The organism is Nonomuraea montanisoli (assembly GCF_013363975.1).
Taxonomy (GTDB): domain Bacteria; phylum Actinomycetota; class Actinomycetes; order Streptosporangiales; family Streptosporangiaceae; genus Nonomuraea; species Nonomuraea montanisoli.
The window spans coordinates 610,436-633,523 of record NZ_JABWGN010000001.1; the positions used below are offsets into that span (position 1 = coordinate 610,436).

At 70.7% G+C, this 23,088-nt stretch carries 22 protein-coding genes; 6 read left to right on the top strand and 16 right to left on the bottom strand.

Translation table 11 applies throughout. The annotated features are described in order from the left end of the window. Nucleotides 1-50 precede the first annotated feature (50 nt). Nucleotides 51-1,595, bottom strand: coding sequence for a bifunctional phosphoribosylaminoimidazolecarboxamide formyltransferase/IMP cyclohydrolase (gene purH, locus HTZ77_RS02715; RefSeq protein ID WP_175587784.1), 1,545 nt, complete (start codon nt 1,593-1,595; stop codon nt 51-53). Further along, nucleotides 1,592-2,221: a phosphoribosylglycinamide formyltransferase gene (gene purN / locus HTZ77_RS02720; RefSeq protein WP_328808381.1), complete on the bottom strand. Its 630-nt coding sequence runs from the start codon at nt 2,219-2,221 to the stop codon at nt 1,592-1,594. Before purN ends, purH begins: the two co-directional genes overlap by 4 nt. Nucleotides 2,222-2,295: 74 nt before the next feature. On the opposite strand from purN, the gene HTZ77_RS02725 reads away from it, so the two are divergent. The 3 genes from HTZ77_RS02725 to HTZ77_RS02735 all read left to right on the top strand — a co-directional run bounded on the left by HTZ77_RS02725 (nt 2,296) and on the right by HTZ77_RS02735 (nt 3,966). After that, on the top strand, nt 2,296-2,715 hold the full coding sequence (locus HTZ77_RS02725; RefSeq protein ID WP_328808382.1) for a hypothetical protein: 420 nt from the start codon (nt 2,296-2,298) through the stop codon (nt 2,713-2,715). Nucleotides 2,716-2,864: 149 nt separating this feature from the next. Further along, complete coding sequence (locus tag HTZ77_RS02730; protein WP_175587785.1) at nt 2,865-3,605, top strand: hypothetical protein; 741 nt, start codon at nt 2,865-2,867, stop codon at nt 3,603-3,605. A 16-nt stretch (nt 3,606-3,621) separates the two neighbouring features. Then, nucleotides 3,622-3,966 (top strand): YbaB/EbfC family nucleoid-associated protein, encoded by a 345-nt coding sequence (locus tag HTZ77_RS02735; protein WP_175587786.1) that lies wholly within the window; start codon nt 3,622-3,624, stop codon nt 3,964-3,966. On the opposite strand, the gene HTZ77_RS02740 is transcribed toward HTZ77_RS02735, so the two are convergent. The 4 genes from HTZ77_RS02740 to sucC all read right to left on the bottom strand — a co-directional run bounded on the left by HTZ77_RS02740 (nt 3,967) and on the right by sucC (nt 8,971). After that, nucleotides 3,967-4,929 carry a hypothetical protein gene (locus HTZ77_RS02740; protein WP_175587787.1) on the bottom strand — a complete coding sequence of 321 codons (963 nt, stop codon included), beginning with the start codon at nt 4,927-4,929 and terminating at the stop codon, nt 3,967-3,969. It lies immediately after the preceding gene. Between the two features lie 176 nt (nt 4,930-5,105). Beyond that, nucleotides 5,106-6,746: a cell division protein PerM gene (locus HTZ77_RS02745; protein WP_175587788.1), complete on the bottom strand. Its 1,641-nt coding sequence runs from the start codon at nt 6,744-6,746 to the stop codon at nt 5,106-5,108. 164 nt (nt 6,747-6,910) lie between these two features. Further along, entirely contained in the window at nt 6,911-7,786 is an 876-nt protein-coding gene (sucD, locus tag HTZ77_RS02750) for a succinate--CoA ligase subunit alpha (protein WP_175587789.1), read from the bottom strand. Between the two features lie 3 nt (nt 7,787-7,789). Then, nucleotides 7,790-8,971 (bottom strand): ADP-forming succinate--CoA ligase subunit beta, encoded by a 1,182-nt coding sequence (gene sucC, locus HTZ77_RS02755; protein ID WP_175587790.1) that lies wholly within the window; start codon nt 8,969-8,971, stop codon nt 7,790-7,792. Between the two features lie 773 nt (nt 8,972-9,744). On the opposite strand from sucC, the gene HTZ77_RS02760 reads away from it, so the two are divergent. Next, the gene (locus tag HTZ77_RS02760) at nt 9,745-10,644 is read left to right on the top strand and encodes a hypothetical protein (RefSeq protein WP_175587791.1); all 900 of its coding nucleotides are present in this window, start codon (nt 9,745-9,747) and stop codon (nt 10,642-10,644) included. A gap of 121 nt (nt 10,645-10,765) precedes the next feature. Here the strand turns inward: HTZ77_RS02760 and galE are convergent, their stop codons facing one another. Continuing rightward, nucleotides 10,766-11,749, bottom strand: a complete 984-nt coding sequence (gene galE / locus HTZ77_RS02765) for a UDP-glucose 4-epimerase GalE (RefSeq protein ID WP_175587792.1) — start codon at nt 11,747-11,749, stop codon at nt 10,766-10,768. Nucleotides 11,750-12,042: 293 nt separating this feature from the next. On the opposite strand from galE, the gene HTZ77_RS02770 reads away from it, so the two are divergent. Then, nucleotides 12,043-13,071 carry a L,D-transpeptidase gene (locus HTZ77_RS02770; RefSeq protein ID WP_175587793.1) on the top strand — a complete coding sequence of 343 codons (1,029 nt, stop codon included), beginning with the start codon at nt 12,043-12,045 and terminating at the stop codon, nt 13,069-13,071. Between the two features lie 60 nt (nt 13,072-13,131). Here HTZ77_RS02770 and pcrA read toward each other — a convergent pair whose 3' ends face one another. Further along, the gene (gene pcrA, locus HTZ77_RS02775; protein ID WP_175587972.1) at nt 13,132-15,354 is read right to left on the bottom strand and encodes a DNA helicase PcrA; all 2,223 of its coding nucleotides are present in this window, start codon (nt 15,352-15,354) and stop codon (nt 13,132-13,134) included. A gap of 286 nt (nt 15,355-15,640) precedes the next feature. On the opposite strand from pcrA, the gene HTZ77_RS02780 reads away from it, so the two are divergent. Next, the gene (locus HTZ77_RS02780; RefSeq protein WP_175587973.1) at nt 15,641-16,360 is read left to right on the top strand and encodes a PIG-L deacetylase family protein; all 720 of its coding nucleotides are present in this window, start codon (nt 15,641-15,643) and stop codon (nt 16,358-16,360) included. A gap of 66 nt (nt 16,361-16,426) precedes the next feature. On the opposite strand, the gene HTZ77_RS02785 is transcribed toward HTZ77_RS02780, so the two are convergent. The 8 genes from HTZ77_RS02785 to HTZ77_RS02820 form a co-directional block, all read right to left on the bottom strand. Further along, a complete protein-coding gene (locus HTZ77_RS02785; RefSeq protein WP_328808383.1) occupies nt 16,427-16,855 on the bottom strand; it encodes a PIN domain nuclease in 429 nt (142 codons plus the stop codon). Then, complete coding sequence (locus tag HTZ77_RS02790) at nt 16,837-17,052, bottom strand: type II toxin-antitoxin system VapB family antitoxin (protein WP_328808394.1); 216 nt, start codon at nt 17,050-17,052, stop codon at nt 16,837-16,839. The genes HTZ77_RS02785 and HTZ77_RS02790 overlap by 19 nt, the downstream gene beginning before the upstream one ends. A gap of 164 nt (nt 17,053-17,216) precedes the next feature. Further along, nucleotides 17,217-17,921 (bottom strand): CPBP family intramembrane glutamic endopeptidase, encoded by a 705-nt coding sequence (locus HTZ77_RS02795; protein ID WP_175587795.1) that lies wholly within the window; start codon nt 17,919-17,921, stop codon nt 17,217-17,219. 565 nt (nt 17,922-18,486) lie between these two features. After that, nucleotides 18,487-18,744, bottom strand: coding sequence for a WhiB family transcriptional regulator (locus HTZ77_RS02800; RefSeq protein WP_175587796.1), 258 nt, complete (start codon nt 18,742-18,744; stop codon nt 18,487-18,489). A 132-nt stretch (nt 18,745-18,876) separates the two neighbouring features. Next, nucleotides 18,877-19,560, bottom strand: a complete 684-nt coding sequence (locus HTZ77_RS02805; protein ID WP_328808384.1) for a neutral zinc metallopeptidase — start codon at nt 19,558-19,560, stop codon at nt 18,877-18,879. Then, complete coding sequence (locus HTZ77_RS02810) at nt 19,557-20,927, bottom strand: glutamate--cysteine ligase (RefSeq protein ID WP_235994133.1); 1,371 nt, start codon at nt 20,925-20,927, stop codon at nt 19,557-19,559. The genes HTZ77_RS02805 and HTZ77_RS02810 overlap by 4 nt, the downstream gene beginning before the upstream one ends. Before the next feature lie 151 nt (nt 20,928-21,078). Continuing rightward, the gene (locus HTZ77_RS02815) at nt 21,079-21,711 is read right to left on the bottom strand and encodes a response regulator (RefSeq protein WP_175587798.1); all 633 of its coding nucleotides are present in this window, start codon (nt 21,709-21,711) and stop codon (nt 21,079-21,081) included. A 55-nt stretch (nt 21,712-21,766) separates the two neighbouring features. Continuing rightward, nucleotides 21,767-22,975, bottom strand: a complete 1,209-nt coding sequence (locus HTZ77_RS02820) for an ATP-binding protein (RefSeq protein ID WP_175587799.1) — start codon at nt 22,973-22,975, stop codon at nt 21,767-21,769. Nucleotides 22,976-23,088: the final 113 nt, after the last annotated feature.

A 23,088-nucleotide genomic window follows, 5' to 3' on the forward strand; every position in this document is an offset into this window, starting at 1 on the left:
ACCACAGGGTAACCGCACGCGCCCCGTGCTCGGAGACCTTCTGACCGGGTTCAGTGGAAGAAGTGACGCGTCCCGGTGAAGTAGAGCGTGATGCCCGCCTTCTCCGCGGCGTCGATGACCTCCTGGTCGCGGATGGATCCGCCGGGCTCCACGATCGCCTTGACCCCGGCCGCGATCAGCACCTCGGGGCCGTCCGCGAACGGGAAGAACGCGTCGGAGGCGGCGACCGATCCGGCGGCGCGCTCACCGGCGCGGTTCACCGCGAGGCGGCAGGAGTCGACCCGGTTGACCTGCCCCATGCCGACGCCCACGGTCGCCCCGTCGGAGGCCAGCAGGATGGCGTTGGACTTGACCGAGCGGGAGGCCCGCCAGGCGAAGGCCAGGTCGGACAGCACCTCGGGCGAGGCGGGCGCGCCCGCCTTCAGCTCCCAGTTCTCGGGCGCGTCGCCGGGCGCGTCGACCTTGTCGACGGTCTGCACAAGCAGGCCGCCGTCGATCTGGCGCCACTCGGCGGGCCGCGACGGGCGCTGCGGGCAGAGCAGCAGGCGGATGTTCTTCTTCTGCGTCAGCACCGCGAGCGCCTCCTCGGCGAACGCGGGCGCGACGACGACCTCGGTGAACACCTCGGCGATCTGGCCCGCCAGCTCGGCCGTGACCTCGCCGTTGACCGCGATCACGCCGCCGTACGCCGACACCGGGTCGCAGGCGTGGGCCTTGCGGTGCGCCTCGGCCACGTCGGCGCCCACCGCGATGCCGCACGGGTTCTGGTGCTTGATGATCGCCACCGCGGGCTCGGCGAAGTCCCAGGCCGCGCGCCAGGCCGCGCTGGCGTCGAGGTAGTTGTTGTAGGACATCTCCTTGCCGTGGAGCTGCTCGGCGTTGGCCAGGCCGCCCTCGCCCTCGGTGTAGAGGGCGGCGCGCTGGTGCGGGTTCTCGCCGTAGCGCAGCGGGGTCTTCAGCGTCCAGGTCTCGCCGGCGAACGCGGGCCAGGCGTCGCCGCTCTCGGCGGCGGTGGCCGAGAACCAGTTGGCCACGGCCACGTCGTAGGAGGCGGTGTGGGAGTAGGCGATGCCGGCCAGCCGGCGGCGCTCCTCCAGCGTGAAGCCGCCCTGGGCGAGCGCGTCGAGCACGCCGCCGTAGAAGGACGGGTTGACCACGACCGCGCACGTGCTGTGGTTCTTGGCGGCGCCGCGGATCATCGCCGGGCCGCCGATGTCGATCTGCTCCACGCACTCGGCGTCGCTCGCGCCCGAGGCGACCGTCTGCTCGAACGGGTAGAGGTTGACCACGACGAGCTGGAACGGGTCGATCTCCAGCTCGTCGAGCTGGGCCACGTGGTGCGGCTTGGTGAGGTCGGCCAGCAGCCCGGCGTGGACGCGCGGGTGGAGCGTCTTGACCCGGCCGTCGAGGCACTCGGGGAACCCGGTGAGCTGCTCGACCTTCGTCACGGGCACGCCGTAGGACGCGATCGCGGCGGCGGTGCCGCCCGTGGAAACGATCTCCACGCCCGCGCCGTCGAGAGCTCTGGCCAGCTCCTCCAGGCCGGACTTGTCGTACACCGCGATCAGCGCGCGCCGGATGGCGATGCGAGTCACTTGGATTCCTCTCCTGTTCCATTGCCGATGCGGACCGTGCGTCCGCTGACCGTCCAGCCCTCACGGGCCATCCGGCCGACGATCTCCACGAGCAGGCGGCGCTCGACGACCTTGATGCGCTCGTGCAGCACCGCCTCGTCGTCGTCGGGCAGCACCGGCACCGCCTCCTGCGCGATGATCGGCCCCGAGTCGACGCCCGCGTCGGCCAGCATCACCGTGCAGCCCGTCACCTTCACCCCGTGCGCCAGCGCGTCGCGCACGCCGTGGGCGCCGGGGAACGACGGCAGCAGCGCGGGATGGGTGTTGAGCACCGGGTGGGCTCCGAGCGTCGGCGCGCCGAGGATCTTCATGAAGCCGGCCGACACCACGAGGTCCGGCTCGTAGGAGGAGATCCGGGCGGCGATCGCCTCGTCCCACTCCGCCCGCGTCGGGTGGTCGCCCAGTTTCTCCACGAAAGTCGGCACACCTGCCCTCGTCGCGCGGGCCAGTCCTTCGATGCCGTCGCGGTCGGCTCCGACGGCGACGACCTCCGCCCCGTACGCCGGGTCGGCGGAAGCGTCCAGAAGGGCCTGTAGGTTGGTTCCAGAGCCGGAGACGAGGACGACGAGCCGCCCAGCCTTTGACACGCGCACTCCAATGAGAAAACCGGGGTGGGCTGCCAGCGTATCCGCTCCTCGCCCGGTCACGCAGAGGAGGTCAGGTGTCGTCACCGGTGCAGGCGCCGGCGGGTCAGCAACCCGCCGATTCCGCGGGCCGCCGCGCGATCTGGTTGTCCATCGCAGCGCTGGCCATGACGTTCATGCTGCCGCTCGCCGGGCTGGTGATGGCGGCGTTCGCCCTCATGGCGGGCATCCGGGCGCTGCCCCGGCTCAGGGAGGCGGGCCTGCCCACGGGCACCGCGATCGGCGGGATCGCCGTGTCGGCCGTGGCGCTCGCCCTGTCGGCCCTGGCCACGGCGTTGCAGCTCTACCTCATGGACGAGTACTCCGCGTACCAGGAGTGCATGAAGGGGGCGGGGACCGTCTCGGCGCAGGGCGAGTGCTTCGCGGCGTTCAGGGACGCGGCGCAGCGCAAGCTGCCCTCCGACGTGCTGGACGTGCTGGGCGCCGTCCAGCCCTGACGCTCCGCGTCTCGCGGTCCTCGGGCCCGGTGAGGACGACTGGTCTTCTGTCTACACTATTCCTGTAGGTAATGTAGGCAATCGCGAAAGGGCTGTTGTCCTGCGCCTACGCGATGGCACGATCAGGGGCACCGACTGAGGAGAATGTCATGTCCGTGGCAGATGCGATCAATCGGTCAATAACCCCCACGTCGTCGCCCACTCCGACCGCCACCGAAACGCCCACCCCGACCCCGACGCAGCCGAGCCCCACAGCCACCCCCACGTCCGAGCCGACGGCGTCCCCGAGCCCCACCCCCACGACTCCCACACCGAGTCCCAGCTCCCCGACGCCCACGCCCAGTCCCAGCTCCCCGACGCCCACGCCGAGCCCCTCGACGCCGGATCCCACGCCGAGCCCCTCGGCTCCGCACCCCTCTCCCACACCGAGTTCCCCGCAGCCGAGCCCCACCCCGACGCCGGTCTTCCCCGCTCCCACCAACCCCCCACCCACCATCACGCCTCCGCCGACCTCGCCCGCCCCTGAACGCCCAGCCGGTCCGGGGCTGGATGTCCGCGGGAGCACCTTCACGAAGGCGGCCGGCGGTTTCACCGCCGAGCACAGCGAGCTGGCCGGGTACACCCGCGCGATTTTCGACGCCATCGCCGCGCTGGGGAACTTCGCCGGCACGGACGATGCGGGGAACACGTTCAGGCAGGGCTATTCCACGGCGCTGAAGAAGGTCGAGACGTACGTCAACGCGCTGCGCGACGTCTATCCCGAAGTCGCCGATCGGCTGGCCGGCATGAACACCACCCTGGACATCGCGAACTGGGCCACCATCGAGTCCCTGCCGAAAGTGTCCGACCCGCCGAAGTTCTCGGAGTCGGACGGAAAGCTCACACCCTGACGTTCCTGGAGACCTGATGACCACACCAGACGACTTCTTCGACGCGGAGATGAGCCGTTTTCTCGCCCAGTTCGAAGCGGACATCCGGCCGCTGGAAGAGCTGCAGGAGCGCGTCCAGGCCGTCCGCGGCACGGGCGAGGCGGCCGACGGCCTGGTGCGGGCCGAAGTACTGGCGAGCGGCGCGCTCGGCGGCCTGCGGATCGACCCGCGGGCGATGCGGCTCGGGGCGGACGCGCTGGCGGAGGCGGTGCTCGCCGCAGCGAGCGACGCCACCGCGGACCTGACCAGACAGATGGCGGGGATGATGACGGACGGCCTGACCCCGTTCGCCGACGAGGCCAGGCGTCTCGACGAGGACTGACTACTTGGGCATCGCCGGCGCCGGGTAGAACCCGCGCCAGCGCCTGAACTGGTCCTGGCCCGCGGCGACACCCAGCTTGGCGAGCATCTGGTTCCAGGTGGGCAGCAGGCTGAGGGGGTCGTCGACCACGTCGCCGGGCCTGCTGATCACGTTCGAGGTGGTGGTGAAGATGCTGGACCCGGTCAGGAACACGACGGCGTTCCTCGCCGCCTGGTTCTCCGGCAGCAGCTTCATCTGCTTCATGCCCTGCGGCAGCAGCTTCCTGACCCACCGGAAATTCGCCGGATCCACATGGTAGAAGACCATGGCCGAGGCGAAGTTGTTCAACATGTACATGCCGTGGTCACCCCACGAGCCCATGTCCTCGCCCCTCGCCAGCTTGATCCCGTCGACGAGCGCCTCGTCGAGGGCCGTGTAGGCGAGGCTGCCTCCCACGGCGTAGATGAACCTCTTCCCCACAGCGTGTTCGAACATCCTGAGGAGCAGCCCTGCCTGCCTCTTACGCATCGCCCAGTTGATCAGCGTCTGGACCTTCTTGTCGATCGCGGGCCAGCAGAAGAACATCAGCAGCTCGAACCATTGGATCATGGCCATCGTCTTCAGCGCGTGCTGAGTCCGCTCGAGCATCTCGGCGTAGTCGTCGATCGCGTCGGCCAGCCCGCGGATGTACGCGGACACATGCGGCGGATAGGGCGCGACCTTCTCGTTGAAGTACTTCTCGAACGCCTCGATGCCCGCGCCGTGGCTGGGCGGCCGCCACACCCTGCTCGCGATCTCCTGGACCTCTTCCAGACTGACGTCCACCCGCGTGGCAAGCTGCCGCAACAGCCGCGCGGCCTCGCGCGCCTTGGCCGGGTCGCCGTCGGGGTAGGTGACGGACAGCATCTTCCGGACCACGACGGCGACACCTGCGGCGGAGAAGACGAAGCCCCCGATGGGAAGCGCCTTGGGGGATGGACTCACGTGACAGACCCTTTCTCCAGCGTCGGACATCCTGATCGCCGAGACCGGGACCGTCGTCCGATCATCCTGCCCACATCATCCGTCACGGCAGCCCCAGATCTGGCAAATACCAGTATTTCCGACAGCTATTGCCGGGACTGCACCTCCAGCAGGCGCCTCCGAAGTCCGTACCGTTGCTAGTCGCGGTCTTCGCGGTCGCGGTCCCAGGCGTACGGGTCGACGTAGATGACGTGGCCGCCGCGGTCGTCCGACACGTCCACGATGTCCGTACGCGGCGCACCCGCGCGACCGGCCCCGGCCCAGGGCCGCGCCTGGGCGCGGGTCTCGGCCTCCGCCGAGGCGTGCTCGTCCGTCCAGTCGTCGCGGATGACCGGGATGGGCTGCGTGTCGGCCTCGGTGGCGTCGAGCCAGTGGCCGGGCAGCGGCTTGCCGTCGGACTCGGCCAGCCCCACCTTGCTCGCCGCGCGGGCGATCGCGGCCCCGGCCTTGCGCACGGGCGCCGCCGCCTTGTCCAGCGGTACGCGGGCCCGCCGGTTGAGCAGCAGGATGTTGGTCACCCCGGCCGAGATGCCCGCCGCCACGCCCACCTCCAGCGCGACCGACAGGGCCACCTCCCACGGCGACGGGCCGACGGCCGCCAGCCTGCCGCCGCCGATCGGGCCGCCGGACAGCGCCGCGAGCACCGCGGCCACCAGGCCGGTCGTGACGCCGGTCAGGAAGCCCCAGAGCGGGGCGGCCTCGTACGAGGGCGAGGGCGAGATCCGGGCGACCACCACGCCCGCCACCGCGCCGGCCGCGAACGGCAGCGCGACGACGGCCATCATCCAGGCCGGCACGGGACCGCTGTCGGGCAGCGCGCCCAGCAGCGGCAGGCTCGGCACCGTGCCGAGCTGCACGCCCGTGGGCGCGACCAGCGTGCCGGTGCCGATCGCGAAGCCCGGCCCGGCGACGTACGACAGCGCCCAGATGACCACGTTGAGCAGGTACAGGACCTGCACCAGCAGGAGCAGCAGCCCGCCGACGAGGCCCGGCGAGAGCACGTCGGTCAGCTCGCGCACCTGGCCGAAGTTGACCACCACGGCCACCAGCACCAGCGCGAATCCCATGACCAGCAGCACCGCCGTGGCCACCGCCGTGCCGACGGTCAGCGCGCGCACCCGCTCCGGCAGCAGCCGCAGCATCGCCCGCCAGGGCCCGATGGTGCGCGCGGTCGCGACCGAGCCGGCCAGGAACGCGAGGATGAAGTGGCTGAGCAGCGCCTCGCCGATGAAGGGCTGGGTCACCTCGTTGCGCGCCACGAGCGCGATCAGGCCGGCCAGCAGCGCGTACGGCGCGGCCAGCGAGACCCCGGCCTGGGCCACGAGCACGAGCTGCGCCCGTCGCCGGGCGTTGGCCTTCTCCCGCGGGCTGTTCTTCGGCAGCCGGGCCGGCAGCCGCAGCCGCAGGTCGGCGTCGCGGGCCATCCAGCGGGCGGCGCGGTAGAGCAGGATCGCGGGCAGCACCACGAGGCCGAGCGGCAGCAGCCCGACCCGGCCGCCGGGCATCGCGAAGCCCGCGTGGTGGGCGGCCAGCCAGATCTGCGCCGCCGTGCGGAACACCCCCGGCAGGCCCGAGCCGAGCGCCCCGCTGGGCGCGGCGATCCAGCCCACCAGCGTGAGCGTGGTGAGCGCCGCCAGCCCGACGCCGAGCGTGGCGGCCGCGGCGAGCATCCCCGAGACGGGCAGCGGACGCCGGGACTCGTCGTCGTCAGAGACCCCCGGGATCTTGCCGAGGACCGAACGGGGGGCCGTCCGCAGCTGGTCGAGAAGCGCCGTCACAGTAGGCGATTTTCTCAATCTTTTCCGACCGGCGCTTGGTTGACGCGCCGCAGCGGCCAGCTTTATCCGGCTCTGCCGCCCTTTCAGACCGTAACTCGGCGGGAAACGCGGAAGGCCCCGCACGGCCGGAGCCGGTGCGGGGCCTTCCGCGGATGGTCGCCGGGTCAGCGCGCCTGCATGATCTCGCGCATGAGGCGGGCCGTCTCGGAGGGGGTCTTGCCGACGCGGACGCCGACCTTCTCCAGGGCCTCCTTCTTGGCCTGCGCCGTGCCGGCCGAGCCGGACACGATCGCGCCGGCGTGGCCCATCGTCTTGCCCTCGGGGGCGGTGAAGCCCGCGACGTAGGCGACGACCGGCTTGGTGACGTGCTGCTCGATGTAGGCCGCGGCCCGCTCCTCGGCGTCGCCGCCGATCTCACCGATCATCACGATCGCGTCGGTGCCCGGGTCGTCCTGGAAGGCCTGGAGCGCGTCGATGTGCGTGGTGCCGATGACGGGGTCGCCGCCGATGCCCACCGCGGTCGAGAAGCCGAAGTCGCGCAGCTCGTACATGAGCTGGTACGTCAGCGTGCCCGACTTGGAGACCAGGCCGATGCGGCCCGCGGTCGTGATGTCGGCGGGGATGATGCCGGCGTTGGAGGCGCCGGGCGAGGCGATGCCGGGGCAGTTGGGGCCGATGATGCGGGTCTTGTTGCCCTTGGCCACCGCGTACGCCCAGAACTCCGTGGAGTCGTGGACCGGCACGCCCTCGGTGATGACCACGCAGAGCGGGATCTCGGCGTCGATGGCCTCCTTGACGGCGTCCTTGGTGAACGCCGGCGGGACGAAGATGACCGACACGTCGGCGCCGGTCTTCTCCATGGCCTCCTTGACCGTGCCGAAGACCGGCAGGCCCTCGTGCGTGATGCCGGCCTTGCGGGCGTTGACGCCGCCGACGACGCGGGCGCCGGAGGCGAGCATGCGGCGGGTGTGCTTGGTGCCCTCGCCGCCGGTCATGCCCTGAACGATGATCTTGCTGTTCTCGGTCAGCCAGATAGCCATGTCTCACGCACCTACCGCAGCGAGCTCGGCGGCGCGCTTGGCCGCGTCGTCCATCGTGTCAACCAGCTCGACGCGCGGGAGCGCGGCGTCGGCCAGGATCTGCCGCCCGAGCTGGGCGTTGTTGCCGTCGAGGCGAACCACCAGCGGGTGGGTGACGGCCTCGCCGCGGCTCTCCAGGAGCTTGAAGGCCGCCACGATGCCGTTGGCGACGGCGTCGCAGGAGGTGATGCCGCCGAAGACGTTCACGAAGATCGACTTCACCGACGGGTCGGAGAGGATGATCTCCAGGCCGGCGGCCATGACCTCGGCCGAGGCGCCGCCGCCGATGTCGAGGAAGTTGGCCGGGGACGGCTTGCCGGGGAAGGCCTCGCCCGCGTAGGCGACCACGTCGAGGGTGGACATGACCAGGCCCGCGCCGTTGCCGATGATGCCGACGTCGCCGTCGAGCTTGACGTAGTTGAGGTCCTTCTCCTTGGCCCGGGCCTCCAGCGGGTCCTCGGCGGCCTTGTCGGCGTACGCCTCGTGCTCCGTCTGTCGGAAGGAGGCGTTGTCGTCGAGCGTGACCTTGCCGTCGAGCGCCTTCACCTGGCCGTCGGCCGACAGGATCATCGGGTTGACCTCGACGAGGGAGGCGTCCTCGTCGACGAAGCAGCACCAGAGCTTCTCGATGAGCTCGGCCGCGCCGTCGAGCGACTGCTCCGGCAGGCCGCCCGCGACCGCGATCTCGCGCGCCGTGTCCCGGTCGACGCCGGTGATGGCGGAGACGGGTACCTTCGCCACCTTCTCGGGCGAGGTGTGGGCGACCTCTTCGATGTCCATGCCGCCCGCGGCGGAGCAGATCGCGAGGAAGGTACGGTTCGCGCGGTCGAGCAGGAAGGAGAAGTAGTACTCCTCCGCGATCGCGCTGGCCTCCTCCACGAGCACCTTGTGGACCGTGTGGCCCTTGATGTCCATGCCGAGGATGGCCTGGGCCTTCTCGACGGCGTCGGCGGCGTCGTCGGCCACCTTCACGCCACCGGCCTTGCCACGCCCACCGGTCTTCACCTGGGCCTTGACCACGACACGGCCGGTCAGCTGCTCGGCAGCCGCCCGCACCTCCTCCACGGTGTGGGCGACGATGCCCTTGGGCACCGGGATGCCGTAGTCCGCGAAGAGCTCCTTCGCCTGATGTTCGAACAGGTCCACGAGGGTCCGTCCTTGCTTATCCGACTGATGTTCGACGGCCCGGGCCACCCCGTGCGTGCCGGGCGTTTCCGCCAGTGAAGCCTAGCCCCAAGCTTGACGTCCCCTGGTCACCGGGTCGCGGATATGCCGTGATGTGACGGTGATCTCACTTCCGCACCATGTCTGCCTCCATCGGAAGACTGCGAACGACCAAAAACACCCTTACAACGTCATTTACTGACAAAGCCCGCGCGGCCTACGGGGCTTCCGCGCGATCAGGTCCCGGCGCGGCGGGCCCGATCGCGCGAGGTAAGACCCCGGCCGCCTCAGGCCGCACTCCCACCCGAAGGGGGCGCCGGCACTCCGAGTCCGGGACGAGCGGCGTCCCGCACGGCCGGAAGACCGTTTCGGCATCACTCGCGCGAAAGCCCTCACCCAAGATCGAAATCAGAACGTGTTACATCCGCACGGGGATCCGGCCGCGCGAGAGACATCCGAGAGACGGCATCGAAGAACGGACCGGCGAACGCCCCGGGCCGTTCTCCGCCCGCCGCGCCGCCGTCGAGCAGGCGCGCGACACGGACGGAAACGCCGACGTGACGCGCCACTCACAGAGCGTCGCGCTTTCCGGTCGACCGCGATACCGGTCATGTTCTGCACGCCGTCAGAACGAGATACAACCTGCACAAGAAATACACATATTTCCCGCCATGGCGGCCCTCACCCGAGATATCCTCGTGATCTTTCTTTGCCATGATCCACGAACGTTCGAATGAGAAACGACAAGGATGGAAATGAAGCGAATCCTCACCGGCGTCGCCTTGGCGTCCACCGCCATGATCATTTCGGCCGGCCCGGCCCTGGCCGCGCCGGTGAACCCGGTTGCGCCCGTGCAGAAGCAGTTCGTGGCGGGTCACGGCGTCAAGTTCGCCGAGCGCGTCAAGATCGTCGCCGGCGCCCAGCGCCAGGTGAGCATCCGGCGTAGCGGCTCCCTGGAGTTCGGCCCCTCCGGCGTCGTCGCCTCCGACGTCACCGGCCAGTTCAACATCAAGCGGGAGGAGGCCGAGAAGCTCGCCGACACCCTGAAGGAGCTGGGGGACGAGGAGTTCAATCTCGACCTCGTGACCGCGCTGACGATGCCGGAGCGGATCGTCACCAAGGGGCGCTACACCTACCTCACGGGCGGCCTGTGGAGCGCCGTGTTCAACTCGAACAAGTCCTGGATCCGGGTTCCCGGCGTCCAGCCCATCGGGGCGACCACCGCGTACAGCCAGCCGCTGAACATCCTCTCCGAGCCCGCCACGCTCAAGACCATGCTCAAGGGCGCCAAGGCGACGAAGGACGGCTACACCGGCAAGATCCAGGCGAAGGACCTGAGCAAGAACTCCCCGCTCTTCGGCGGGCTCATGGTGCTGTTCGCCCCCAGCAAGTCGTCCGCGAAGGGCGCCATCAGCTGGAAGCTCACCGTGGACGCCAAGGGCCTGCCGACGCGGCTCGTGTCGGTCATCCCGGCGACGGCCCTGGGCGCCAAGGAGGCCAACGGCGTGGCCATCAGCGTCGAGACCACCTTCAGCGACTGGGGCACGCCCGTGACCGTCACGGCCCCGCCGGAGCTGGAGGTCGCCAAGACCCTCGATGAGGCGATCGTGGTCCCCGGCCCGAAGACGCTCCCGCTGAGCGCCATCGCTCACTGAGAACCGGTCGCGCCCGTCTCCCCCGTGCTGGCGCGGGAGGCGGGCGCGACGCCTGTCCGGGCGCCCACGACAGCCAGGCGTCTACGGCAGCCGGGCCCGCCGCCCCTCCGGACTCCTACGACTACGACAGGCGGGAGTCGCGGACCTCGGCCCAGGCCAGCGAGTGCCTGATGCCCTCCTCCAGCGAGTAGCCCGCGCGCCAGCCCAGCAGCCGCTCGGCGAGGTCGCTGCGCGTGTACGCCCCGGCCACGTCACCCGGGCGGCGCTCGGTCTCCACCACCTCCACCGGGCGATCCACCACGCGGTTGAACGCCTCGGCCAGCTCACGCACCGTCGTGCCGGACCCGGTGCCCAGGTTGATGACCGCCCCCTCCGGGAACAGGCCGTCGAAGCGCCGCAGCGCCTCCACGTGGGCCCGCGCGAGGTCCCAGACGTGGATGTAGTCGCGGATGCCGGACCCGTCCCGAGTCGGGTAGTCGGTGCCGGTGATCTGGAACGGCGTGCCCTCCTCGTACGCCTCGATGAGCTTGCCCAGGGCGTGACTGGGCCGCCGGAGCTGGAGCCCGGTGCGCATCTGCGGATCGGCGCCGATCGGGTTGAAGTAGCGCAGCGACAGGATCCTGATCGGCCGGGTGGCCGCGATGTCGGCGAAGATGGCCTCGCACATCGCCTTGGTCCGCGCGTACGGGCTCTGCGGGTCGAGCGGCGACCCCTCGTCCACGGTGTGGTCCTCGCCGGTGCGGTAGATCGACGCCGACGAGCTGAACACCATCCGCTCGCACCCGTTGCGCAGCAGGTGGTCGACGAACTCCAGGCTCTTGGCGACGTTGGCCCGGTAGTAGCCGACCGGGTCGGCCACCGAGTCGGGCACCACGATGAGCGCCGCGCAGTGGATGACGGCCTCGATGTCGGACCGCTCGGCGAAGATCTTGTCGATCAGCGCTCCGTCGCTGATGTCGCCCTCGTAGAAGGCGCGGCCCTCGGCGAACTCGCGCCGCCCCGTCACGAGGTTGTCGAGGATCACCGGCTCGATCCCGGCGTCCAGGCACGCCGAGGCCACCGTGCTCCCGATGAACCCGGCGCCGCCGGAAATCAACACGCTCATGCCAGCCCCCTGCTTCTCACGCTTCACCGCCCGCCGGCCTGCCCGGCGTGGCTCCCCACCGCACCCGCCGGCGATCGCCTCGGCCCGGCGGGGCCACGCGGCGCCGCGCGCCGTGCCCGACCATCCTCGGCCACCGCGCGCAGCGCTCGTGACCATTCAGGACGGCCGGGCGGCATCGCTCCGCCACCGGCCGGACAGCGTTACGTGATCGTTACAACTTCCGGCGCTCTCAACGCACGTTTTGTTTGTCTACCTATGAGACGCATGCGAAGCACTTAGTCCTGGAGTACCCCGTGAATCCCCTCTTCCGGAAGCCGGCCCTGCTCGCCTTGGCCGCTCTGGTCTCGATGACGGCCTGCGCGGCGGAGAGCGCGCCCGCGACGCGGGCACAGGCGGCCCCCGCCGTCAGCGCTCCCGCCAAGGCCGCCACAGCGGCGAGGACGCCGCTCGCCCAGGCCGCCGGCGCGGCCAAGCACGTCGCGCCCAAGAAGCCCAAGCTGGAGATCGCCGACATCACGCCCATGGGCGAGACCACCGAGAAGGTCGGCGTCGGTTTCCCGATCATCGTGACGTTCGACCGGGACGTGCGCGACAAGGCGGCAGCCGAGGCGACGCTCCAGGTGGAGGCCGAGAAGCCGACCGACGGCGCCTGGCGCTGGGTCTCCGACCGCAAGGTCATCTACCGCACGAAGACGTACTGGAAGCCGCACCAGAAGGTGCTGTTCAGCGCGCACCTCAGCCAGCTCCCCGGCAACGAGGCCGCCGAGGACGTCTCCCGCCGCTTCGCCGTGGGCACCGCCAACATCTCGGTGGTCGACACGCGCCGGCACGTCATGAAGACCTACCGCGACGGCAAGCTCGCCAAGCGGATCCCGATCAGCGCCGGCCGCGGCGGCCTCGTGCGCAACGGCGTGGACGTGTACCTGACGACCAGCGGCACCCACCTGACCATGGGCAAGAAGCGGGTCGAGACCATGACCTCGTCCTGGATGGGCATCACCGACCCCGAGGACGATCAGTACTACAAGGAGGAGATCCCCTGGGCGGTGCGGATCTCCGACAGCGGCGAGTACGTGCACCAGAGCGCCGGCTACTACCAGTACCTCGGCCGCTCCAACCAGAGCCACGGCTGTGTCCGCGCCACCCCCGAGGGCGCCCGCTGGTTCTACACGATTGCCCAGCGCGGCGACGTCGTGAAGATCACCGGCACCAAGCGCAAGCTCGACTGGCGCAACGGCTGGAGCTACTGGCAGCTCAACTGGACGCAGTGGAAGCAGGGCAGCGCCCTGGGCACCGACACCGCCACCGCCAAGAAGGGCTGACGTCCGCGACGCGCGGCCGGTGAGAGCGCGAGCCTCACCGGCCGTGGCCGTCGCCTGGGCTCAGAGCTTCTCCAGCGGGGCGTACGCCAGCAGCAGCGTCTTCTCTCCCCCGCTCCCGAAGTCGATCTTCACCTTGGTCTTCTCGGCCTGCCCGTCCACCGACACCACGGTGCCCAGCCCGAACGCGTCGTGCGACACCCGGTCGCCGGGGGTCAGCGACGGGAGCGCCTTGCCGCCCTTCTTCGGCGCGGCCGTCGCGGCGGCCGGCTCGCGGCGCGTCGCCGCGTTCCAGGCGGTCTTCTCCGGCGGTGTGCGCCAGTCGATGAGCTGGCCCGGCACCTCGCTGACGAACCGCGACGCCGGGTTGAACGACGGGGCGCCCCACGAGCTGCGCACCGCCGCCCGCGTCAGGTAGAGGCGCTTCTGGGCGCGCGTGATGCCGACGTAGGCCAGCCGGCGCTCCTCCTCCAGCTCCTTCGGCTCGCCGAGCGAGCGCACGTGCGGGAAGACGCCGTCCTCCATCGCCGTCAGGAACACGACCGGGAACTCCAGCCCCTTGGCCGTGTGCAGCGTCATGAGCGTCACCACGCCCTGGCCGCCGTCGGCGTCGGGGATCTGGTCGGCGTCGGCCACCAGCGACACCTGCTCCAGGAACTCGACCAGTGTGCCCTCGGGGTTGGCCTCCTCGAACTCCGAGGCGACCGAGACGAGCTCGTTGAGGTTCTCCAGGCGGGACTCGTCCTGCGGGTCCTCGGACGCCTCCAGCTCGGCGCGGTAGCCGGTGGCCACCAGCACCTCCTCCGCCAGCGCGGACGGCGGCACGCCCTCGGCCTTGGCGATCAGCTCCTCCAGCATGGCGACGAAGTCGCGCACCGCGTTGAGGGAGCGCGTGGCCATGCCCGGCGCCTCGCCGGCCCGGCGCAGCCCCTCCCAGAACGTGACCCGCTCGCGCGCGGCGAACGCCTCGATCATCGCCTCGGCCCGGTCGCCGATGCCGCGCTTGGGCACGTTGAGGATGCGCCGCAGCGACACCACGTCGGCCGGGTTGGCCAGCACCCGCAGGTAGGCCAGCAGGTCCTTGACCTCCTTGCGCTCGTAGAAGCGCACACCGCCGACGACCTTGTACGGCAGGCCGGTGCGGATGAAGATCTCCTCGAACACGCGGGAGGCGGCGTTGGTGCGGTAGAAGACGGCGACGTCGCCCGCCCGCACGCCCTCCTCGTCGGTGAGCCGGTCGACCTCCTGGGCGACGAACATGGCCTCGTCGTGCTCGTTGTCGGCGACGTACCCGACGATCTTGGGGCCGTCGCCCTGGTCGGACCAGAGGTTCTTGGGCTTGCGCGACTCGTTGCGCGAGATGACCGCGTTGGCCGCGGCCAGGATGTTCTGGGTGGAGCGGTAGTTCTGCTCCAGCAGGATCGTGCGGGCGTCGGGGTAGTCGCGCTCGAACTCCAGGATGTTGCGGATCGTCGCGCCGCGGAAGGCGTAGATCGACTGGTCGGCGTCACCCACGACGCACAGCTCGGACTGGTCGGCGCCCGAGCGCACCAGCTCGCCGTCGCTGGTGCGCAGCTCGGGCCGGCCGACCAGCTCGCGCACCAGGATGTACTGGGCGTGGTTGGTGTCCTGGTACTCGTCGACCATGACGTGCCGGAAGCGCATCCGGTAGTGCTCGGCCACCTCGGGGAAGAGCTGGAAGAGCGTCACCGTGTTCATGATGATGTCGTCGAAGTCCATCGCGCCGGCCTCGGTGAGCTTGAGCTGGTAGCTCTTGTACGCCTCGGCGAGGACCTTCTCCAGGTGCGAGCCCGCCTTGTCGAGCGCGGTCTCGTAGTCGATCAGCTCGTTCTTGAAGTTGCTCACCTGGGCCGAGAACGACCTGGGCGGGTAGCGCTTCGGGTCGAGGTCCATCTCGCGGCAGACCATGGCCATCAGCCGCTGGGAGTCGGCCTGGTCGTAGATGGAGAAGCTGGAGGGGAAGCCGAGCCGCTTGGCCTCGCGGCGCAGGATCCGCATGCACGCGCTGTGGAACGTCATCACCCACATCGCCTTGGAACGCGGGCCGACGAGCTTGTCGATGCGCTCCTTCATCTCGCGGGCGGCCTTGTTGGTGAAGGTGATCGCGAGGATCTCGCCCGGGTGGACGTCGCGCTCGGCGAGCAGGTAGGCGATGCGGTGGGTGAGCACCCGCGTCTTGCCCGACCCCGCCCCCGCCACGATCAGCAGCGGGCTGCCGTGATGGATCACGGCCTCGCGCTGCTGCGGGTTGAGGCCGTCGAGCAAGGGGTGGTCAACAGAGACGTGGGTCGGCACCCACCTAGGTTATGACTCCCCACCGACAAACGGCGCCCGGAATGCGGACCCCGGGAGCTCCGGTTGTCACGAGAAGGGAGATCCTGGAGCCGTCCGTCGTCCGGCAGAGGACACGGGCGGAACGGGACGTCCGGCCGAAGACGCGAGCGGAACGCGGACGTCCGGTCAGGGACGCGAGCAGAACGCGGACGTCCGGTCAAGGACGCGAGCGGAACGACGTCCGGTCAAGGACGTGAGGGAATGGGAAAGGACGACCATGCTGGCCGAGAGCGAGATCACCCGGGTGCTCACCGTCACGGCGCACCCCGACGACGTCGACTTCGGCGCGGCGGGGACCGTGGCGCTGTTCGGCGACAGGGGTGTCGAGGTCACCTACCTGGTCGTGACGGACGGCGACGCCGGCGGCAACGAGCGCGAGCTGGACAACTCCGGCATGGCGGAGCTGCGCCGGGCCGAGCAGACGGCCGCCGCCAAGGCCGTGGGCGTCACGGACGTGCGCTTCCTCGGCTACGCCGACGGCAGCGTGGTGCCCTCGCTGGAGCTCAGGCGCGACATCGCCCGCGTCATCCGCCAGGTACGGCCCGACCTCGTGATCACCCATCACCCCGACCGCAACTACCAGTTCATCGCCCCGAGCCATCCCGACCACCGCGCGGTGGGCGGCTCGGCCCTCGACGCGGTCTACCCGGACGCCCGCAACCCGTACGCGTTCCCCGAGCTCCTGACGGAGGAGGGGCTGGAGGCGTGGACCGTGCGCGAGGTGTGGCTGACGGGCGGCTCGACGCCGGACCACTGGGTGGACGTGACGGAGGCCATGGACCGCAAGCTGACGGCGCTGCAGTCGCACGTCAGCCAGGTGGCGCACGTGGAGGGCTTCACCGACTTCGTCCGCGGCCGCTTCGCGAGCTGGGGCGAGCGCGCCGGCTTCGGCCCGGGCCACTACGCGGAGGGCTTCCAGGTCGTACCGACGGCCTGACCGTCACGGCTCCCGCCCTCCCGGCAGGAGCCGATCCTTGGGGGGCGGACCGGCGCCGCGAGCCGGCTACGAGACGGACCCGGGCGGCACGACCCAGAGCGACGGCTGCCCGGTGACCTCGGCGATGATGTCGAAGTCCCGGTCGTAGTGCAGGATCGTGGCGCCGTGAACCTCGGCGCAGGCGGCGATCAGCAGGTCGTTCGGGCTGACCCCGCGGTGCTGCCCCTTCGTCACGAGCTCTTCCTGGACGACACATGCGCGCTTCTGCACCTGGTCGTCGACAGGCAGCATGATGCACTGTCGCTGGGCACGGACGATGCGCTGATAGTGCTCGTAGTCTCGGGCACTGTAGAAGAGCTCGAGGTCGACGACGGTGCACGTGGCGATGACACGCGCGGCGAAGAGCGGGTGTAGTGCCTTGGCGACCACCTCACTGGTGCGAATGCGCGCCAAGGCGCTCTTGTCCAGGAGATACATCACTCCGGTCGCTGACACGCACCCTTCATGATCTCCGGATCCAGCAGGTCCGGGCTCCCCTCCGTGCGCCAGAACTCGAACGCTTCGATGGCGCCGGCTCTTTCCTCGTCCCGTTCGAGCACCGCCCGCAGGGCCGTATGGACGGTCTCCTTCATGGTCGTCACGCCCAGCCGCCGCTGGGCGGCCTCCAGGAGCTCCTTGTCGATGTCGATCACCGTACGCAAGGGGCATCACCTCCGCTACCTCCAGGGTATATCACAGATCGTGATCTTGATATACGCACTCACTGTGAACACGCGAACACGGAAAGACGTCACGGAGACGCTAGGGCATCGCGACCGAGGCCTTCAGGGCCCCTCTCGCCACCGGAGGAGAATCCTCACCCCTCGGGTGAAGACTTGGCGTCGCACCTGGCGGCGAGGCGGGCGAACAAGTAGCCCAGGGAGTTGGTCGCCGTGTGCAGCATGGACGGCGCCAGCAGGCCGGCGCGGCGGCGCAGCTCGCAGAACAGCACCCCGGCCGCGCCCGTGGACAGCACGCTGCCCGCCACCACGCGGCCCGTGGCGAGCGGGCCCGGCTTCTCCCCCGCCGTGAGCGCGCCGAGGGCCGGGTTGGCGCGGGCCATGTCGATCGCGGGCAGCACGTGCCAGAGCCCGAACAGCACCGACGAGACCGCCGTGGCCGCTGCCGTGCCGTGGGTGCGGCGCAGCATGCCGTACAGGGCGCCCCGGAAACCGACCTCCTCCAGCAGGACCGTGCCGACGGGCACCTGGAGGAGGGCCTCCTCCAGGGCGCGGGCGTGCGACAGCGACAGGGCCCGCTCGTCGCGGAACAGCCGCCGGGTGCCGGGGATGGCGACGCCGGCCGTGTAGACGGCGGCCACGCCCGCGGCCAGGGCGCCTCCGGTCAGGGCACCCCTGCGGGGGTGCTCGAACCCGAGCTCCGCCCAGGACGCCCCTGATCGGCGCGCCATGGCCACCAGCACGGCGGTCGCGGCGGCGGAGGTCAGGGGGGCCAGGCGGGGGGCGACCCGGTTGTTCAGCACGTTGGCCGCGGCCAGCACGGCGATCGACGCGATCAGCACCCCTGCAGGCTACGTCCCCCCCCACCCCCATGCCCTACGCCCACATGCCCGCACGCCCTCTGCCCGCACGCCCACATGCCCGCATACGCTCCGCCCGCACGCCCACATACCCTCCGCCCGCACGCCCGCATACCCTCCGCCCGCACGCCCGCGGACACACAGTCCGCGAACACACGGTCCCGCGTATACCCGGCCTGCGTGCTGGCGGGCGCCGGTTCACGGACACCCGGCCCGGGAGCTGGCGGGCGCCGTTTCATGGGCGCGCGAAAGGGCGCACGGCCCTCGTGCGCGGACGCGGGGCGCGCGGATTGGCGCACCCCTCGCCCCCACTGCGGGACACTCGGCGCGCGGGCGCACGGTGCGCAGTGCACGGGCGCGGCCCTCGTGGACGGGACGTGGGACGCGTGGAACGGCGCACCCCTCGCCCCCACTGCGGGACATCCGGTGCACGGGCGCGTGGAAGGGCGCACGACCGTGTACGCGGGTCGTGGGCATGCGGAAAGCGCACAGCACAGTGCGGGAGATGTGGGCGATCGCGTGCTGAAGGGGCGCCCGCAGGCGCCCGTCAGGCTGAGGCGCGGGTGCGCCAGCCTGCCGGGAAGCGGGAGCGGCGGCGCTCCTGGGGCGTGAGCCCGCCCCAGATGCCCTCCGTCTCCCCCGCGCGTAACGCGTAGGCTCTGCACTCCGCCAGAACCTCGCAGCGGGCGCACACCGCCTTGGCGCGTCGCTCCTGGGCCGCCGAGGGCGCGAGCGGAAAGAAGAGCTCAGGATCGCTGGATCTGCAGGCGCCCCCTCGCAGCCAGCCGGTTTCCTCCAATGGCATGGCGCCAACGGTATTGCCGGGGCATGATCGGCCGCATCATCCTCTGGGTTGACCTTTGCGTACGACCTGAGCGGGCGTCGGACGTACGACCTGAGCGGGCGTCGGACGTACGACCCGCACCGGGGCGGCGGGTCAGCAGGCCGTGACGCCCTGGTTGTACCCGGTCGCGAAGGACTGCTGGCGCTGCTCGGCCGTGCCGTGGGCGGCCGGGTCGAGCCAGTCGTCCGTGGGGTCGCCGGCCGCCTCCAGGTTGAGCAGCAGCTCGTCCTCGTCGCCCGGCTCGGCGCGCAGCGCGCCGGACCCGACCAGGGCCGACAGGGTGCCGCCCGCGTAGCAGTCGGCCTGCAGCTCCGCCTGGACGTTGAGCCGGAAGCCGGTCTGGAGCTGAGCCTGCACGGCGTGCCCGAACTCGTGCGGGATGATCAGGTAGACCGATCCGTCGCCCATCTCGTTCCAGAGGCTCTCCATCCAGTCCCGGTCGTAGGCGATGAAGTGGCCGTCCGGGCAGTAGAAGGCGTTCTGCGGTACGGCCGGCTCGCCGGCGCAGCTCGGGCCGTCGCTCCCCGAGTAGGCGACGAAACGGGTGATGGGCTGGTAGGCGCGGCCGGACGCGGCGAACTGCCGCTCCCAGAACGCCTCCGTCAGGGACCGGGCCGCCCGCACGTCGCCCTCGAAGCTGTCGTCCCCCTGGACGTTGCGCGACGCGCGCTGGGTGAGCCCGCACGACGCGACGAGCGCGCAGGCGAGCATGAGCGCAAGGGCGAGGATGCCGCCGCGTCCCCGGCGCCTCACCGTTCCCGCATCCACGTCGGTCACACGTCCCACGTGTGCACCGGTTCGTTCGCGTGCATGTGCGTAATGTAGTCGAGCGTCATCCGCCGCAGCGCGTCGTACCTGTCGCCGCCCAGCGCGTTCACCTTGTCCACCTGCCAGCTCGCCCCGGTACGCCCGGTCAGGCAGCGCGCCTCGATGATCCCGAGCAGCCGGTCGGCGACGGCGGAGTCCACGCCCCGCACGGCGAGCCCCTCGTGGGCCATCGGGAGCAGGCGGCGCAGGATGAGCTCGGCGGCCGGCACCTCGCCGAGCCCCGGCCAGTAGAGCTGGGCGTCCAGGCCGTGGCGGGCGGCGGCGTTGAGGTTCTCCTCGGCCGCGGCGAACGACATCTGGCTCCAGATGGGGCGCCCGGCGTGCGGCAGGACGCGCATCAGGCCGTAGTAGAACGCGGCGTTGGCGGCGATGTCGACCACCGACGGGCCGGCGGGCAGCACGCGGTTCTCGACGCGCAGGTGGGGCCGGCCGCCCGCGACGGCGTACACCGGCCGGTTCCAGCGGTAGATGGTGCCGTTGTGCAGGGTCAGCTCGGCCAGCTCGGGGGCGTGCCCGGCCCTCAGCGTCTCCTCGGGGTTCTCGGCCTCGCACAGGGGCAGCAGTGCCGGGAAGTAGCGGACGTTCTCCTCGAACAGGTCGAAGACACTGGTGATCCACCGCTCGCCGAACCACACGCGCGGGCGCACGCCCTGCGCCTTCAGCTCGTCCGGCCGCGTGTCGGTGGCCTGCTCGAACAGGGTGATCCTGGTCTCGCGGTGCAGCTCCTTGCCGAACAGGTACGGCGAGTTGGCGGCGACGGCCACCTGCGGCCCGGCGATGGCCTGGGCGGCGTTCCAGTGGGCGGCGAACGCCTCGGGGCTGACCTGGAGGTGGAGCTGCACGCTGGTGCAGGCCGCCTCGGGCGTGATGCTGTCGGCGTGCGTGTCCAGGGTCTCGGGGCCCTCGATGGACAGGTGGAGGTCCTCGCCGCGGGCGGCGAAGATCTGCTCGTTGAGCAACCGGTAGCGGGGGTTGGCGGACAGGGTGGCCTCGCTGATGTCCTCCTCCCGCAGCGTGGGCAGGATGCCGATCAGGACGAGATGGCCGCCCTGCGAGCGGGCGCGCGACTCGGCGTGGTTGAGGCGGGCGCGGACGTCGTCCTCCAGCCTGAGGGCGCCGTCGCCGCCCAGGTCCTGGGGCTCGATGTTGATCTCGATGTTGAACTGGCCCAGCTCGGTGGCCCAGTCGGGCTCCTGGATGGCGCCGAGGACGGCGGCGTTGCACATGGCGGGCTCGCCGATCGCGTCGACGATGTTGAGCTCGATCTCCAGGCCGGCCAGCGGCCGCTCGTCCTCGAAACGGGACTCGCGGAGCATCTGGGCAAAGACATCAAGGCATCGTCGGACCTTTTCCCGATATTTCCGGCGGTCGTCCCGGCTGAAAACGACGACCGGCACATCCCTTCCCATACACCGAAATTTCCCTAACGCAGCCTTTTTAGGCCAGAAATCCCGGACTAAAGGAGGATTAAACGAGGCGGCGCGCGGTGGCCCAGCGCGACAGCTCGTGCCGGTTGGACAGCTGCAGCTTGCGCAGCACCGACGACACGTGCGTCTCGACCGTCTTCACCGAGATGAACAGCTCCTTCGCGATCTCCTTGTACGCGTAACCGCGCGCGATCAGCCGCAGCACCTCGCGCTCGCGCTGCGTCAGCGAGTCGAGCTCCGGGTCGATCGACGGCGCCTCCGACGAGGCGAACGCGTCCAGCACGAACCCCGCCAGGCGCGGCGAGAACACCGCGTCGCCCTCGGCCACCCGGCGGATCGCGTCGGTCAGCTCCCTGCCGCTGATGTTCTTGGTGACGTAACCCCGGGCGCCGCCCCGGATGACGCCGATCACGTCCTCGGCCGCGTCCGACACCGACAGGGCGAGGAAACGCACCTGCGAGCCCGAGCCGAGCACCCGGCGCAGCACCTCCTGGCCGCCACCGCCGGGCATGTGCACATCCAGCAGCACCACGTCGGGCTGCAGCTCGGCGATCGCCTTCACCGCCGTCTCGACGTCCTCGGCCTCGCCTACCACCTGGATCGAGTCGCCCAGCTCGGCCCGCACCCCGGAACGGAACAGCCGGTGGTCGTCCACGATCAGTACGCGCGTCATGGCAGTCGATCCTTCGCGATCTTCATTGCTTCAGTCCTTCGCGATCTTAATTGCTTCAGTCCTTCGCGATCTTCATCGTCAGCATCACCTCGGTGCCCTCGCCGGGCTCGGTGCGAACCCTGGCCGTGCCGCCGTGGCGCTCCATTCTCCCGATGATGGACTCCCTGATGCCCATCCGGTCGAGCGGGACCGCGTCCAGGTCGAACCCCTTGCCGCGATCCTTCACGAAAATGGTGGCCTCGTCACCCTCGACTTCGGCGTACACCGAGATGGTAGGACTTCCCGAGTACTTCGCGGCGTTGACCATCGCCTGCCGCGACGCCTTCAGCATGGCGGCGAGCCGGCCGCCCGGGTCGATGTCCATGTCGCCGACGCAGACCACCTCGATGGCGACGCCGTGCGCGTCCTCCTCCTCGGCGGCGATCCGGCGGACGGCCGCGGCCAGCGTCGCGTCCGCGTCCTGCGCCGGCTGGTAGAGCCAGTTGCGCAGGTCGCGCTCCTGCGCGCGGGCCAGGCGCACCACCTCGCGCGGGTCGTGCGCGACCCGCTGGATCAGCGTGAGCGTGTGCAGCACCGAGTCGTGGACCATCGCGGCCACCTCGGCCCGCTCCTCCTGCCGGATGCGCTCACGCCGTTCGAGCTGGAGCTCCTTCCACAGGCCGGCGAGCCACGGCGCGGCGATCACGGTGAGGCCGCCGACCACGACCCCGGTGAACAGCAGTCCCGGCTGCGCGTCGGCCAGCTCCCCCTCGGCGGCCAGGAAGCCGATCGCGCCGATGACGACGAGCGTCACGCCGAGCAGCGTGCGCACCCGGTTGCCGCGGATGCTCTTGGTGGCCCCGCTGACCCAGCCCTTGCGCCGCTCGGGATCGGCCTGCTGCCACAGGATGAGCGCGCCGATGCCGCCCACCGCGAACGGCAGCATGCCGATGCCGCCCTTGGACGCCCCGGTCAGCCAGCCGAACGCGAGCAGCGCCACGCCGATCGCGCTGAACGCGGCGAGCTGGCTCCAGTCGCGCGGCGGCGGCGCCCCCTCGTACGGCTCACGAGGCGCGATCATCCACAGCACCGCGTACGCCACCGCGCCGAGTCCACCCGCCACGCTCAGCAGCACGAACATCAGCCGGATCACGACCGGGTCGAGCTTGAGCTGCGCGGCGATGCCCTGCGCCACGCCTCCGAGGAGGCGGCCCTCCATGGGCCGCGTCATCCGGCGGTAGGGCGCGTCGCCACCGGGCTCGGCAAGAGTCTTCTGGTCAGCCATAACACCGTCATCGTCACACGGAGCGGGCGAAAGCGGCATCAGGGAACGACCCCCGGGTCCGGTCAGGGGTGTCCCGGATGCGACGCGCCACGCCCCCGGGCCACGATAGGGGC

Excerpts from the sequence above, each read along its gene's own strand:
- HTZ77_RS02730 (WP_175587785.1), top strand. The coding sequence starts at position 2,865 with ATGTCCGTGGCAGATGCGATCAATCGGTCAATAACCCCCACGTCGTCG.
- HTZ77_RS02735 (WP_175587786.1), top strand. The coding sequence starts at position 3,622 with ATGACCACACCAGACGACTTCTTCGACGCGGAGATGAGCCGTTTTCTC.
- sucD (WP_175587789.1), bottom strand. The coding sequence starts at position 7,786 with ATGGCTATCTGGCTGACCGAGAACAGCAAGATCATCGTTCAGGGCATG.
- HTZ77_RS02760 (WP_175587791.1), top strand. The coding sequence starts at position 9,745 with ATGAAGCGAATCCTCACCGGCGTCGCCTTGGCGTCCACCGCCATGATC.
- galE (WP_175587792.1), bottom strand. The coding sequence starts at position 11,749 with ATGAGCGTGTTGATTTCCGGCGGCGCCGGGTTCATCGGGAGCACGGTG.
- HTZ77_RS02780 (WP_175587973.1), top strand. The coding sequence starts at position 15,641 with ATGCTGGCCGAGAGCGAGATCACCCGGGTGCTCACCGTCACGGCGCAC.
- HTZ77_RS02800 (WP_175587796.1), bottom strand. The coding sequence starts at position 18,744 with ATGCCATTGGAGGAAACCGGCTGGCTGCGAGGGGGCGCCTGCAGATCC.
- HTZ77_RS02810 (WP_235994133.1), bottom strand. The coding sequence starts at position 20,927 with ATGCTCCGCGAGTCCCGTTTCGAGGACGAGCGGCCGCTGGCCGGCCTG.
- HTZ77_RS02815 (WP_175587798.1), bottom strand. The coding sequence starts at position 21,711 with ATGACGCGCGTACTGATCGTGGACGACCACCGGCTGTTCCGTTCCGGG.
- HTZ77_RS02820 (WP_175587799.1), bottom strand. The coding sequence starts at position 22,975 with ATGGCTGACCAGAAGACTCTTGCCGAGCCCGGTGGCGACGCGCCCTAC.